Below are 13,222 nucleotides of genomic sequence, written 5' to 3' on the forward strand. Positions count from 1 at the left end.
CGACAAGCGGCTTCGGTGACCCAAGGCGCCGAGGGACCCGTTCCGACGAACATGCCGCCGGGACCTCAGCGGGCGTCGGTGGCCCCGGTGTTCGTTGCCGAAGGCTCGCTTCGCCGTGCGGTCGCCCAGGTCCAGAGGGCAAACCCGGCACCCATGGCGAGCATGGTCAGCACCCCTCGAGGCGAGAAGATATGGCTGTCGATGAAGGACCACCCGGCGGCAAGCAGTACCACGGTGCCGGGCAGCACCCGGATGCCGCGCCTGCCGGCCAGCGATGCCGCGGTGGCCAGCGTGGCGGCGAGGAAGGCATACACGCCGACGGTCCCGAGCCCGCCGCCGGTCTCATAGAGCGCGAGCACCAGTCGTCGCAGCTCGGCCGGGTCTCCGGGCTGGCCCGCAACGGTGCCCGCGCCGATCCCGGCCACCGCATCCAGGCCGGTATATGCGACGGCGTACACCGCCGCGCACGTCCAGGCGACGATCCGGGCCACCCTGGGGGTGCTGCCGCGTGGCCGTTCCCGCAACAGCACCACGAAGCCCAATGCCAGCAGTGGAAAGACCGGCAGCAGGACGATGTGCAGCCACACCCAGCGATGGGCCGTCGCGGCGGACAGTCCGCTCGGATGGACGAGGCCGGCGAGAGCCAGGAGCGCCGGCCCCAGAGTCACGAGCACCAGGGTCGGCACCGGCCCACGGCCGGGGTGGCGAGAGTCGTAGTTCGAGTCAGTCATGGTGGTCACCGGATCATTAGGAAGATGGTCGATCGTCGCGATCTCACCGGCGTCCGTGGTGCGGCCGGCGTCGGTTGCCGGCCAAGCGCAACGTCGCGAACACACCCATGCCCAGACCGGCGGCGAGCGCGAGCAGTACGACGGGCAGGTTCGTCGTCGACGTCGGGCTCTGATCGGCGGCCGCCAAGGGCCTTGCAGCGGTCGCCGGCGCGCTAGGAGCCACCGCTGCGGGGTTCGGCGCGGTCGGCAGGGCTGCGAAGTCGACGATGCCGCTGCTCTCCAGCAGCGTCATGTGCGTCACCACGAACTGGTTCGCTTGCTGAGCCAGCTTGCGGACGGTGTCGTTGCGCGTGGTCGCCCGTACGGTCCCGATCGCCGGAAAGATCTTTCCGTGCGCCGCGCGGAGCCGGGCGATGTAGATCTCGTCGAATTCGGCACCATCGGCATCGCGCATTTCGGCAAGCCAGCCCTGCTGATCGCTGTTCGGCTTGTTCGGCACAACGATCCCCAGCTTCTTCGCGGCGGCGCGGTCGAATGCGTCGAGCACCTCGTGCTGGGCCGCGATCTCACGGCCGATCTTCTGGATGCGCGGATCCCGCGACTTCTGCTGCGCCATCTCACCGGCCGGGATCTCCCACAGGCCGGCCAGACGCACCTTGACGACCAGATCCTGGTCAGCGGCCGAGAGGCGGCCTTCGCCGTCGTCGGAGATCAGCTCGTTGGGCGGCACCGGGACGTTCGGCTCGGCGTGCGCAGCCACCGGACTGGCCAGGAGCAACCCGACGGAGCAGACCGCGATGCCGCACAGCCGGCGCCACCCGGTCGAACCGATTCCCTGCATTCGATCTCCCAAGACATCTCGCGTGTCGCCGTGACGAGCCCGAGTGGACCATCGACACGTCTTGCCGGTCGGAGGTACGCGGCACGCAGAGCCAAGGATGAAGGCGCAATAGGTTCGTAAGAAGTTCCAGGTCGGAGTACGAAACCCGATGACCGGCCCGTCTTCGGCGCCGAGCGAGTGGACGCCCGACGCCGAAGACGGCCGGCTGGTGCCAGGTGGTCAGCCCGTGCAGGCCGCTGTGCCGGACGGAGCGGTGCCGGTGCCCTGGAAGCCGAACTCGGTATATCCGCCGGCGGCTATCCGTCCGTTGTAGGCGACGTTGCGGAAGCTCACCGAGCCGGTCGTGCCGGTATTGGTGGCGTTCCACGCGCTGGTCAGGGCGCTGCCGGAGGGGAGCGGCACGGTGACCGTCCAGCCGTCGACGGGCGCGGCGCCGGCGGTGACCCGGACGGTGGCGACGTAGCCGCCGTTCCACTGGTTGACCGCGACCGACGCGGTGCAGCCGGAACCCGTCGGCGGCGGGCTGGTCGGCGGCGTGGTCGGTGGCGTGGTGGGGCCGCCGGTGGTGGGCGTGATGGTGATGCGGTAGGCGTTGTTGGTGGACATCGTGATCGGCACCGTGATCGTGCCGCCGGACGGGGTGTAGGTGCTGCTGGAGATGGTGCTCGGGCCGGCGGAGGCGACGGTGCGGCCCTGCGAGACGGTCTGCTCGACCTTGACGTTCACGGTGCCGGCGAGGTTCAGCGCGTTGAGGCCGTTGACGGTGACCGCGCAGGCGCCGTTGCAGTTGCCGACGACGATGCTGACCTGGTTCTTGCCGTCGGGCACGGCAGCGAAACCGTCGATGCCGGTCTGGGCGGGCGGGGTGGTGACGGCCATGTTGCCGGTCATCGCGCCGTACCAGGTGTACATCCAGTAGGCGGCGTTCGGGCTGCCGCCGCGTGCGGTAAGCAGGTCGCCGAGTGTGCCGGACTGGTTCCAGAAGGCCAGTTCGGCGTCGCGGATGCCGAGACGCTCGAACTTGGCGACGTAACTGACCAGCGGACCGGGCAGGCCCACCTCGCTGGGTGCGGCGTACTCCTCGATGGCGATGGGTCGCCGGCTGATGCCGAGTTTGTCCTCGAGGGCTTGGACCTTGGCGACATCGCCGGCGATCTTGGACGCGGACGACAGCTCGTGCCAGGCGAGGACGTCCGGCACGGTGTTGGTGGCGACGGCGTTGCGGAGGAAATTCTCCATGTCGCTGATGTTGTCGGAGAAGCTCGGACCCTGGATCGGCTTGTTCGGGTCGATGGAGCGGACCTGGCGGAATGTGGTTGTCCAGAACGACTCGTAGGTGCCGTTGGCGTTGTTCCAGGTGTTGTCCGACTCGTTCCACAGTTCGTAGGCGGAGACGCTGTTGTAGTAGGACGACGATTTCATCGCATTGATCTGCGAATTGACGAACGGCGTCCAGGTGCTCCAGCTGAACTGGTACGGCCAGCCCGGGTAGTAGTCGGACAGCCGGTTCACCAGCTTCGCGCCGACGCTGACCGCGGTCGGCGCCACCACGGAGATGTCGCCGGTCGGCTGCTGCTTGCCACCGGCGGGCATCTGGACGAAGGTGTTGGGCTTGATCGCCTGGGCCAGGGCCACCGACGGCTGGGTGGCGTTCGCCAGCCCGTACAGGCTGCCGGTCGCGACGTGCGTCACCGGCCGCAGGACCTGGCCGGCGTTCACGGTGAGGGTCGTCGCGGCGGCGGCGGACGCCGGAGTCGTTACACCGGCGAACGCCAGCCCGGCCGCCACGACCGCTACGGACGCCAGGCCGACGGTTCTTGGCCGCCCCTTCGGCCGATCGGAATGAACCATGATTGCGGGACCTCTCTGGTCGGGTTCCGCGGCCTTGAGCGGGTGAGCGGAACCATTTTCCGGGGCAGCCGCCGGAGGGGTTGGCGCGGCAATTGTCGAGTCGACGGTCGGAATCTCGATCGGTGAGCGGCGTTCAAGGACGGAAACCGCATCGATGGGAAACCGTTGTCCGGTGTCGCCCTCCCATGGTGGTGCCTACCTGACAGATGACGGAGGAAAACGTTTTCTCACGGTAACCACCAGCTTTTCTGAATGTCAAGCATCGATCCGTATTGATGTAAACCGATTGCTGTGCGTGGCCACGGAATAGAAGAACCGCCGAAATTCATTCTGAAAAATTGTTATAACGGCAGGGCGAGCGTTATCGGCAATTCGCTCGGCGCGGCACCCGGCATGCTCCCGGCAACGCCTACCGGGCCTTGCGCTGAGCGCGCAGCTGTTCGGCCAACCGGTCGAGTTCGGCCGCTTCCGTCGCGGGTGAAGTGTTGCTGAGCCCGCTTTGTGTGGCCGTCGGGCTTCGCAGGAACCGCCGGATGACGGGCACGAGCACTCCGTCCGGCAGAGTCCGCACCGCGGCGAAACCGCGCGGGACCGGCGGCGTCGGCAGGGCGGCCAGGTTCTGCCGCATGCGGCGGATCATGCCGCGGACCGCGGCCGGATCACCGGCGAGCGCAGCCGGGCCGCCCGCCGCGGCCACCGCCTGCCCGAGGGGCACCGCGAATGCGGCGTGCGTCCGGAGCCAGGCGTCCATCCGCGGCTCGGCCCTGGCGTTGATCCCGGCGGTGCGGAACATCCGCACGATCCGCTCCAGTCGAGGGCTGTCGCGCCCGCCGGGTTCGCCGATCGGCATCGGGACGCGGCGGGTCACGAACCTGTTCGCGCGGTGGCGGACCACGTCCCCGTCCATCGTGCCGCCGCCGGTGGGGAAGCCGAGCAGCACCCGCTCGTGGCCGATCACCGCGCCCAGCGGCTCGGCGCCGGCCGCCCACGCGTGCAGGAACAACACGTCGCCGTGGAGGCCGGCGACCGATTCCAGGACGGGGTCCACCTGATGGGCGCGGACCAGGACGGCGATCAGGTCGTACCCGTCGGCCGGGTCCTCGACCACCGGCACCGGCACCCGCCGGACGATCGGGCTGTCACCCTCGGCGAGCTGAATGCCGTGCCGCCGCAGGGCGGCCAGGCGCTCGCCCCGGGCGAGAAGCGCGACGTCGTGCCCGGCCTCGTGCATACGGACCGCGAGCAGGCTGCCGAGGACGCCGGCGCCGTATACGAGCAGCCTCATGCCTGCACCCGCCCGGGGATGCTCACAGCCGGTTCGAGGGGCACGTCGTCGAGTTGGTGGCGCAGCTTCTCGCCTTCGACGTCCACATCGGGCATCAGCCGGTCCAGCCATTGGGGTAGCCACCAGGCGGCCTTGCCGAGCAGGGTCATCACGGCCGGCGCGATGGTCATCCGGACGACGAACGCGTCGAAGAGCACGGCCGCGGAGAGCGCGAAACCGATCGATCTGATGAGCGGGTCGGGGGCGATGATGAATCCGGCGAAGACGCTGATCATGATGATCGCGGCGGCGGTGACCACCCGGGCGCCGTGGCCGAAGCCGGTGATCACGGCCTCGCGGGCTGCGGCGCCGTGCACGTAGTCCTCGCGCATCCGGGTGACCAGGAATACCTGGTAGTCCATGGCCAGGCCGAACACGATGCCGATCACGACGATGGGTAGGGAGCTGACGATCGGCCCGGTGCGGTCGGTGCCCCAGCCCCATTGGAACAGTGCCACGAGGGCGCCGAAGGTGGCGGCGAGGCTGAGCAGGAAGCCCACGGTGGCCTTGATCGGTACCAGCACCGACCGGAACACCAACATGAGCAGCAGGAACGCCAGACCCACGACCACTGCCAGGTAGGGGAGGAGGGCGCCGGCGAGTTTGGTGGAGACGTCGATGTTGACCGCGGTCAGGCCGGTGACGCCGACGCTTGCGCCGGTGACGGTGCCGTCGAGGTGGCGGATGGCGTGTACGAGGTCTTTCGTGGCGGTGTCGCCGGGTCCGCTGGTGGGGATGACGGTGAGCAGGGCGGTGTCGCCGGCGGGGTTGACGGCGATGGTGGCCGCGGTGGTGACGCCGGGTAGGGCGGTGATTTTCTGTACGACTTGCTCGGCGGTGTTCTTCGCGGCGCCGGCCGGGGTGTCGACCACGACGGTGAGTGGCCCGTTGAAGCCGGCGCCGAAGCCGGTGGCCACCAGATCGTAGGCCTTGCGTTGGGTGGTGCCGGTTGCGGCGGTTCCGTCGTCCGGCATGCCCAGTTGCAGGTCCAGGGCCGGGGTCGCGACGACGCCGAGTGCGGCCACGGCGATCAGCAGTGTGGCGACCGGCCGGCGGGCGATCGCGCGGGCCCAGCGGGTGCCGAGGTTGGTGGTGCCGGCCTCGGGGTCGCGGGTGCGCCGAGTGCGGGCGCGTCTGCCGAGGACCCGACGGCCGGCGAAGCCGAGCAGGGCGGGCAGCAGGGTCAGCGCGATGACCACGGCGATGGCCACGGTGAACGCGGCGGCCAGGCCCATCTGGGTCAGGAACGGCACGCCGACGACCGAGAGTGCGGCCAGCGCGATCACGACGGTGAGGCCGGCGAAGACGACCGCTGAGCCGGCGGTCCCGACCGCCCGGCCGGTCGCTCCCTCGGGTTCGCGGCCGTCAGCGAGTTCGTGCCGGTAGCGGGAGACGATGAACAGGGCGTAGTCGATCGAGACGGCGAGGCCGAGCATCAGTGCGAGGATCGGCGTGGTCGAGGACAGGTCGATGAAGCCGGTGGCGGCGGTGATCACACTGATGCCGATACCGATGCCGAACACCGCGGTCAGCAGCGGCAGGCCGGCGGCCAGCAGGGATCCGAACGTGATCACCAGAACCACGGCGGCCACCGCGACGCCGATCACCTCCCCTACGCCGAACTCGTTCTGGGCCTGCAGCGCGTCACCGCCGACCTCGACGCTCAGGCCCTTGTCGCGGGCCCGCTCGGCGATTCCGGTGAGCGCGTCGAGGTCGCCGTCGGTCAGCTCCTGCGCCGGAACCCGGTAGGTCGCCTGGGCGAAGCCGACGGTCCCGGCCTGGTTCACGGCACCGGACCGGAACGGGTCGTTCACCGAGGCCACCTGGGGTGCTCGGCGCAACTCGGCGACGACCTGCTCGACGGCGGCCTTCGTGGCCGCGCCGGTGAGCTGCTGTCCGGCCGGCGCGGCGAACACCACCCGTGCGGTGGCGCCGTCGGCCGACGCCTGCGGGAACCGTTCCTGCAGCAGGTCGATCGCCTCCTGCGACGGCGTCCCGGGAATCCGGAACGCGTCAGACGTGGAACCGGACAAGGTCGCGGCGCCGGTCACGGTGACCGCGAGGACCGCCAGCCACAACCCGACGACCAGCCATCGCCGACGGAACGCGAACCGGCCCAGCCGGTACAGGAACGAAGCCATCTCGGATCTCCTCCGGAACATCGATGTGGTCCGCAAGCTAGCCGATCGTGCAGTCGGGCGCTGCACGATCGTGAAGTTGCTCACTTTACGATCGTGCAGTAACTTACTTTACGATCGTGCAGTTGTTGCCTGAACGATCGGCCAGTTAGGCTTCGTGGCACCACCGGGGTTCAGCAAGGAGGACGCATGTCCGTGACAGCAGTCCGGGCGACGGACAGCCGGCACCGCTTCATCGACGCCGCGACCCGCCTGTTCGCCCGGCACAGCTTCGCCGGCACGTCGCTGCAGATGATCGCCGACGAGGTGGGCGTCACGAAGTCGGCCGTGCACCACCATTTCCGTACTCGAGAGGAACTGCTCACCGCGGTGGTCGAGCCGCTGGCCGGGGAGTTGCGGGCGGCCGTCGCGGCGGCCGAGACGCAACGGACCAGGAGGGCCCGGGCGGAGCGCATGCTCACCGGCTTCATCGACGTCGTGATCCGCAACCGCGTTCTGGTCCCCGTGCTGGTCGGCGATCCCGGGGCGATCGAGACCCTGCGCTCGCACGCCGACATGAGCGACCTGGGCGAACGTCTGCTCAAGTTGCTCGCCGACGTCGATCCCGGCGTGGGCGGGTGGATCAAGGCCGATCTCACCGTCTCCGGGATTGCCTGCGGGATGGGCGTGAGAGCGCTCGAGCTCGACGACGACCTGCTGCGCGAGCACCTGGTCGGCGCCGGCCGGCGCATCCTCGGGCTGCGTGCCCCGCGCTGCCTCCGCTGACCCCGGCGGCGGTCGTGCCTGCGTGGCCCCGCTGGTTTCTCGCCGCTCTTGGGGTATAGCAGGCTGTACCAATAAGTGGGTAGCTGCCTGGATCGATCGGGACCGCTGCGGAAAATAGCGTTCTTGGCATGACGACGAAGAAGTACCGCAACCTGACGATCGGACTCATCGCCACCGGCGCCCTCCTCGCCGGCGGTGCCGGAGTCGCCACCGCTGATGCCACGCCGAGCGCCCGCGCCGTGCAGTCCGGCTGGGACGGTGTCACCCGCGAACAGGTGCAGATCGACTTCGGCCAGGGCTGGGTCACCAAGGCCGAGCTCACCTATCCGAGCCGCGCCCGGCGTCCCCTGCCGCTGGTCGTCTTCCTGCACGGCAGCGGCCGCAACGACATGAACCAGACGTTGCCCGACGGCAAGGGGGCGACCTTCGTCCCGCTCGCACAGGCCGCCAGCCGGGAGGGCTTCGCGACCCTGCGGTTCAACAAGCGTGGAGTGACCGACATCGGACCGGTGGAGAGCACCGACCCGGCGCAGCTGACGCCGAAGAACCCGTACGACCAGATCCAGCGCGATGCTGCCTCGGTGGTGCGGTTCGCCGCTCGATCGCCGAAGGTCGACCCTTCGAAGATCTTCCTCCTCGGCCATAGCGAGGGCACCAACGTAGCCGCCAACCTGGCTGCCGATCCGAAGAGGTTCGGCATCCCGAAGCCGGCCGGCGTGGTCGAGATGGGAGTCGTCGGACTGCCTGTCGAGCAGTTGCTGACCTTCCAGATCTTCGGCCGGCTGCTGGCCGAGCTGCACGACGAGTTCGACGTGAACGGCGACGGTCAGCTCACGGCCGTCGAGGCGGCCGACGGCCTGGTGGCCCAGCCCAAGGAGGTTGCCGACCAGTTCCGCGCCGTCCTGCTCGACGGCAGAAAGGTGCTGGCCAGCACTGACAAGAACCACGACGGCCGGATCGCGATCGACGCCGAGGCCGGCGCCGTGCTGCGCAAGCTCACCCACATCGACGACTACCCGAACCTGCCGGACCTGGACGAATACACGATCAACTACGCGAAGGACATCGCCCGCTTCCCGACGGTCTCGCAGGCGTTGCCCAAGTTCTCCGGCCCGACGCTGATGCTCAACGGTGAGAACGACATCCAGACCCCGGCCCGCGCCGCAATCGTCGCTGACGCAGCCGTCGCCGCGGCCGGCAACAAGGACCACAAGCTCGTCATCTACCCGGGCATGGCGCACACCATGAACATCACCCCGAAGTTCCACCCGGAGTTCGGCGAACCCGACAAGCAGGTCATCACCGAGATCCAGGGCTGGCTCAAGGCCCACCGCTGAGGGAGTTCCGCGGTTTCCGAGACAGCCGAGGCCGGTCAGGGTCTCAGCCGCCGACCAGAGCCCGCCGACCGGCGGCCGGGTCGGCGGCCTCTCGGCGGAGCCGGACCTGGGCGACCCGGGCCCGGTATTCCTGAGGGACCGGCCTCCTGGACTACCTGGCTCCGGCTGCTTCGGTGGTTCGCCTCGTCGGCCCGGGCGTGGCGGTGTGGTCTGCCGTGAGCAATTCGAGAGTGTGCCGGTGGCCGCCGGCCTCGGCCCACTGCGCTGCCGTGCGGCCGGAACCGTTGTCCTCGCGCTGGTTCGGGTCGGCGCCGGCCGCCAGTAGTACCCGAACCGACCTGTCATGCCCCCAGCACGCCGCGCCGCACAATGGCAGCCCTTCCTCGCCGGTCCCGCTTTCGGCATTCGGATCGGCGCCGGCGGCCAGCAGGACCCGCACGTTGTCGACCCGGTCCTGCACGCTCGCGCGGTACAACGGCGTAGACCGGCCCGGACCGGGCGTGTTCGGGTCAGCGCCGGCACGGATGAGCCCGACGACACGCTCGACGCCGGCCCAGCCCGCCGCCTCCGTGAGGCGCTGCTGCAACTTCTTTCGGCGACGCCTGTTCACCGCCCTATTGTGAACGAGCGCCTTCACTGTCTGTGGCTACCGGCCATGGCGCGGTTTGGCCGCCACACCCTGCCAGGAGTGGGCACCGCCGTCATCCCGCCGCCTGTCCCGACCTCTTCCGTACTCAACTGCCGTCAGAAGGTGCAGAACGGTGCCGGCTGGGTGAGGCCAAGTTCCTTGCAGTCCCAATCGGTGCCCTGCTCGTGGTACCGCCAACCCGTATCGGTCGTGTAGTGGAACAGGTAGCGGACGTTGCCGCCGGTCGGGCGCTTCACGTCGGCTGCCGCCCAGGTCTCCGCGCACTGCACCCCGGTGGACGCGAAGGACCAGTCCGGCGGCAGTTCGACCAGGTCGCCGAGGGTTTCGATCGATGGACAGTCGGGCTTCCCCGGTCCGGCACTGCTGGGGGCGGCTGCGGGTGGCGGCACCGGGCCGGGCCGGTGGCCGGCGGCCAAGGCGACCGTACCGCCGATGGCGAACACCACCGCGGCGGCTGCGACGCCGGCGGCAGCAGTCGCCCGCCGTTGGGACTGCCGCGACCTGCGCAGGGTCCGCTCGTACAGGTCGGTGCTGCCGCCGTGCTCGCTCAGATCGGACATGGCCTGACGCAGCGGTCCGAGGTTGTCGGTCATCAGGCCTCCTCCATCACGGCCGAGAGCAACTCGGGCGCTATTTCGCGCATGCGGGCCAGTGCCTTGCTGGTCTGACTCTTGATCGTGCCGACCGAGCACTGCAACAGGTCCGCGGCCTCGGCCTCGCTGCGGTCCTCGAAGAAGCGGACCACCAGCACCGCGCGCTGCCGCTGGGTGAGTTGGGCGAGGGCCTGGTGCAGGGCGAGCTTGAGATCGGTACGGCGGGCGTGGTCACTGCCGGGCGCCACCACGTCGGCCAGTTCCCCGGGCAGGGACTCGGCCACCTTGCGGCGGCGCCACCAGCTCACATGCTGGTGGTACATCGCGGTGCGGGTGTACGCCTCGAAGTGCCCCGGATCGTCCAGCCGCCGCCGGCCTCGATGGGTTCGGGCCAGAGCGTCCTGCACCAGATCCTCGGCGAGGTGCCGGTCGCCGGTCAGCAGGAACGCCGTCCGGAGCAAGGCCGGCGAGCGGGTCCGGACGAACTCCCGGAACTGATCGTCGATCGAGTCCGCCATGCCCCGCTCTTGCTCCCCACGTGCCGCACATCCTGTCAGCCGGCGGCGGTGCGGCCGGCTGACTGTGGCGCACACCGTAGCCGGTGTGCACCACAGCGCGCGGCTGCGGTCACCCCGGTCAGGAGATGCAGAACGGTGCCGGCTGGGTGAGGCCGAGGTCCTTGCAGTCGTATCCGCTGCCCTCGCCGTAGTACTTCCAGCCCGTACCGGCCTTGTAGTGGAACAGGTAGACGCCGTCACCGACGTTCGGGCCCTGTGGATCGGCTCCCGCCCAGCCCTTCACGCACTCGACATTGCCGAAGGTCGCACCCTTCGGCAGTTCGACCAACTTCTGCAGGACCGTCCCCGATGGACAGTCGGCACTCTCGACACCGCCGGGCGCCTTGGCGGTCACCGTGGGCGTAGCAGCGGGGCTGCCGTCCGCCGGGGCAGCCGGGGCCGGAGCAGATGCGGTTGAGCCAGGGCCGGGTGCCGCCGTGGCGGTACAGGCGGTAAGCGCGAACAGAATGGTGGCAGCGGGCAGCAGCAGAAGACGGCGTGCAGACATTTCCGGACCCCTATGGATGGTGGCGATCGTTGCTTACATCCGGGTACATGCGATCCACCGCCCGCAGGTTGCCGCCGACCAGAATTTATCTCCATTTCTTTCGGCGACCCGTGCGCCGTGAGCCGGAACCGTGGCCTGTCCCCGCTCGTGGCCCCCCGGGGCCGGGTCGGTCAGCTGCCGACACTGAGTTAGGGGTGTAATCGATATCGCTTCCTCGTTCACGCGCCTGACGTAGCGGTTTCAGTCAGTCCGTGCCGATCTGTCGGACGAGCCGTGTGGTCTGGGTGTTCGGCTTCGCGGGTTGGGTTCCCGGAGCTCCGAGCCGATGGCAGGAGCAGTCGGCCATCCGAGCTGGGCGTAGCTCTGTGTAACGAGCGCACGCGACCTGCGCGACCCATCGGCAGGGTGCAGTCCGTGGGCTCATATGGGCCCTCTTCGCTCGGCCACCGTGAGGATCGCGGCGTAGCGGCACCTCACCGGTGTCTTGTACGGCAGCCTCCATCAGCTGCCAGGCTGCACCCGGACGGCGGCATGGTACGTCCATCGGACCACTCATGGGGCTGGGAAGAGCTATTCAGCTGATGCGACAAGATCATCCTTATGATTCTTTGATGGCGTGCATGGGGGCGACCGCGAGGACACGTTCGGTGGATATTTGCCGTCGCGGGCGTCGTGCTCTTCTGTGCTGTGCGACGCGATGGGAGCGGGATGACAGGCCGAGGGGTCTACGAACAGTCGACGCGGCTCGACCCGGCCGCCGAACCGGTTTTGATCATCGGAGCCGGGCCGGCGGGGCTGGCTGCGGCTGCCGAGCTCCGTCACCACGGCGTTCCGTCGCGGATCGTCGATCGTGCCGACGCCGTAGCGTCGTCGTGGCGCACCCGGTACGACGCGCTTCGTCTCAACACCTGCCGTTGGAATTCCGTGCTGCGGGTCGGCGATCGGTATGCGCCGGGAACGCCGTTTTTCCCGTTGCGCGAGAACGCTGTTGCGTATCTCGAGAATTTCGCCGCAGAGCACGAGGCCGATGTGCAGTTCGGTGTGCAGGTCAACCGTATCGAATCCGTCCCCGAGGGTTGGCGCGTGTGCACCTCGGCGGGGCCGATGACAGCACGCCAAGTCGTTGTCGCCACCGGTCATCAACACACCCCATGGCTGCCGGATTGGCCCGGCAAGGACGAGTACGCCGGACGGATCGTGCACTCTTGGAACTACCGCAACCCGCAGGAGTTCCAAGGTCTTGACGTGCTTGTCGTCGGGGCCGGTTGTTCGGGCCTCGACATCGCCCGTGATCTCGCTCAAGGCGGAGCGGCGCACGTGCAGGTTGCGGTACGAACACAACCCAACTTGTTGCGCAAGAAGTCACTCGGACTCCCGACGGATCTACTCGCCGCGGTACTGCACCGAGTTCCCGTTCGCGTCGCTGATTCGGTGGGACGTTTCGTGCAGCGTTCGAGCATCGGCGATCTGCGGCAATGGGGATTGAACCGGCCCGAAGAAGGCATCTTCACGCGCCAACACCGCGACGGTAGCCCTCCGGTCATCGTCGGCGATGACGTGTTCGACGCCATCCGGAATCGCCGGTTCGAAATCGTCGCCGGTGTGTCCTCCGTTGGCGCCGATGGTGTGCGGCTGGCTGACGGGACCATGCTGCAGCCCGATGCCATTGTTGCCGCAACCGGCTACACGTCCGGACTCGAAACGGTCGTCGGTCACCTCGGCGTGTTGGACGAACGGGGTAATCCATTGAACTACCGGCAGCCGGCGGTTCGACCGGGCTTGCATTTTCTGGGGTATGCGCCCTGTATGGGTGTCATCGGAAGAGACGCGAAGCGGGTTATGCGACATGTGCTCGCGGAGCTGAAATCGTCGACGGTCACCGCACCTTCGTAACGCACCGGCGCTGCCGGTTCGTGGCCTACCCCGCG

At 68.7% G+C, this 13,222-nt stretch carries 12 protein-coding genes; 3 read left to right on the forward strand and 9 right to left on the reverse strand.

What is annotated here, in order from left to right:
* Positions 1-65: 65 nt before the first annotated feature.
* The 5 genes from Ato02nite_RS25150 to Ato02nite_RS25170 form a co-directional block, all read right to left on the reverse strand.
* The gene (locus Ato02nite_RS25150) at positions 66-731 is read right to left on the reverse strand and encodes a hypothetical protein (protein ID WP_213009074.1); all 666 of its coding nucleotides are present in this window, start codon (positions 729-731) and stop codon (positions 66-68) included.
* Between the two features lie 43 nt (positions 732-774).
* A complete protein-coding gene (locus Ato02nite_RS25155) occupies positions 775-1,572 on the reverse strand; it encodes a DUF4142 domain-containing protein (protein ID WP_213009075.1) in 798 nt (265 codons plus the stop codon).
* 219 nt (positions 1,573-1,791) lie between these two features.
* Complete coding sequence (locus tag Ato02nite_RS25160; protein WP_246607406.1) at positions 1,792-3,423, reverse strand: cellulose binding domain-containing protein; 1,632 nt, start codon at positions 3,421-3,423, stop codon at positions 1,792-1,794.
* Positions 3,424-3,832: 409 nt separating this feature from the next.
* Positions 3,833-4,708 carry a ketopantoate reductase family protein gene (locus Ato02nite_RS25165; RefSeq protein WP_213009076.1) on the reverse strand — a complete coding sequence of 292 codons (876 nt, stop codon included), beginning with the start codon at positions 4,706-4,708 and terminating at the stop codon, positions 3,833-3,835.
* Positions 4,705-6,888 (reverse strand): MMPL family transporter, encoded by a 2,184-nt coding sequence (locus tag Ato02nite_RS25170; protein WP_213009077.1) that lies wholly within the window; start codon positions 6,886-6,888, stop codon positions 4,705-4,707. Before Ato02nite_RS25170 ends, Ato02nite_RS25165 begins: the two co-directional genes overlap by 4 nt.
* Before the next feature lie 186 nt (positions 6,889-7,074).
* Here Ato02nite_RS25170 and Ato02nite_RS25175 point away from each other — a divergent pair, with 186 nt between their 5' ends.
* Both Ato02nite_RS25175 and Ato02nite_RS25180 read left to right on the forward strand, forming a co-directional pair.
* Complete coding sequence (locus Ato02nite_RS25175) at positions 7,075-7,650, forward strand: TetR/AcrR family transcriptional regulator (RefSeq protein ID WP_213009078.1); 576 nt, start codon at positions 7,075-7,077, stop codon at positions 7,648-7,650.
* Between the two features lie 128 nt (positions 7,651-7,778).
* Positions 7,779-8,987, forward strand: a complete 1,209-nt coding sequence (locus tag Ato02nite_RS25180; RefSeq protein ID WP_213009079.1) for an alpha/beta hydrolase — start codon at positions 7,779-7,781, stop codon at positions 8,985-8,987.
* A 151-nt stretch (positions 8,988-9,138) separates the two neighbouring features.
* On the opposite strand, the gene Ato02nite_RS25185 is transcribed toward Ato02nite_RS25180, so the two are convergent.
* The 4 genes from Ato02nite_RS25185 to Ato02nite_RS25200 all read right to left on the reverse strand — a co-directional run bounded on the left by Ato02nite_RS25185 (position 9,139) and on the right by Ato02nite_RS25200 (position 11,141).
* The gene (locus tag Ato02nite_RS25185) at positions 9,139-9,597 is read right to left on the reverse strand and encodes an ankyrin repeat domain-containing protein (protein WP_213009080.1); all 459 of its coding nucleotides are present in this window, start codon (positions 9,595-9,597) and stop codon (positions 9,139-9,141) included.
* Positions 9,598-9,731: 134 nt separating this feature from the next.
* Positions 9,732-10,229, reverse strand: coding sequence for a hypothetical protein (locus tag Ato02nite_RS25190; protein WP_213009146.1), 498 nt, complete (start codon positions 10,227-10,229; stop codon positions 9,732-9,734).
* A complete protein-coding gene (locus Ato02nite_RS25195) occupies positions 10,229-10,747 on the reverse strand; it encodes a SigE family RNA polymerase sigma factor (RefSeq protein WP_213009081.1) in 519 nt (172 codons plus the stop codon). Before Ato02nite_RS25195 ends, Ato02nite_RS25190 begins: the two co-directional genes overlap by 1 nt.
* A 118-nt stretch (positions 10,748-10,865) precedes the next feature.
* Positions 10,866-11,141 carry a hypothetical protein gene (locus tag Ato02nite_RS25200; protein ID WP_213009082.1) on the reverse strand — a complete coding sequence of 92 codons (276 nt, stop codon included), beginning with the start codon at positions 11,139-11,141 and terminating at the stop codon, positions 10,866-10,868.
* 861 nt (positions 11,142-12,002) lie between these two features.
* Between Ato02nite_RS25200 and Ato02nite_RS25205 the strand changes: the two genes are divergently transcribed.
* On the forward strand, positions 12,003-13,187 hold the full coding sequence (locus tag Ato02nite_RS25205) for a flavin-containing monooxygenase (protein ID WP_213009083.1): 1,185 nt from the start codon (positions 12,003-12,005) through the stop codon (positions 13,185-13,187).
* Positions 13,188-13,222: the final 35 nt, after the last annotated feature.

Source organism: Paractinoplanes toevensis, assembly GCF_018332695.1.
GTDB lineage: Bacteria > Actinomycetota > Actinomycetes > Mycobacteriales > Micromonosporaceae > Actinoplanes > Actinoplanes toevensis.

Excerpts from the sequence above, each read along its gene's own strand:
- Ato02nite_RS25170 (WP_213009077.1), bottom strand. The coding sequence starts at position 6,888 with ATGGCTTCGTTCCTGTACCGGCTGGGCCGGTTCGCGTTCCGTCGGCGA.
- Ato02nite_RS25190 (WP_213009146.1), bottom strand. The coding sequence starts at position 10,229 with ATGACCGACAACCTCGGACCGCTGCGTCAGGCCATGTCCGATCTGAGC.
- Ato02nite_RS25150 (WP_213009074.1), bottom strand. The coding sequence starts at position 731 with ATGACTGACTCGAACTACGACTCTCGCCACCCCGGCCGTGGGCCGGTG.
- Ato02nite_RS25195 (WP_213009081.1), bottom strand. The coding sequence starts at position 10,747 with ATGGCGGACTCGATCGACGATCAGTTCCGGGAGTTCGTCCGGACCCGC.
- Ato02nite_RS25160 (WP_246607406.1), bottom strand. The coding sequence starts at position 3,423 with ATGGTTCATTCCGATCGGCCGAAGGGGCGGCCAAGAACCGTCGGCCTG.
- Ato02nite_RS25180 (WP_213009079.1), top strand. The coding sequence starts at position 7,779 with ATGACGACGAAGAAGTACCGCAACCTGACGATCGGACTCATCGCCACC.
- Ato02nite_RS25175 (WP_213009078.1), top strand. The coding sequence starts at position 7,075 with ATGTCCGTGACAGCAGTCCGGGCGACGGACAGCCGGCACCGCTTCATC.
- Ato02nite_RS25155 (WP_213009075.1), bottom strand. The coding sequence starts at position 1,572 with ATGCAGGGAATCGGTTCGACCGGGTGGCGCCGGCTGTGCGGCATCGCG.
- Ato02nite_RS25205 (WP_213009083.1), top strand. The coding sequence starts at position 12,003 with ATGACAGGCCGAGGGGTCTACGAACAGTCGACGCGGCTCGACCCGGCC.
- Ato02nite_RS25165 (WP_213009076.1), bottom strand. The coding sequence starts at position 4,708 with ATGAGGCTGCTCGTATACGGCGCCGGCGTCCTCGGCAGCCTGCTCGCG.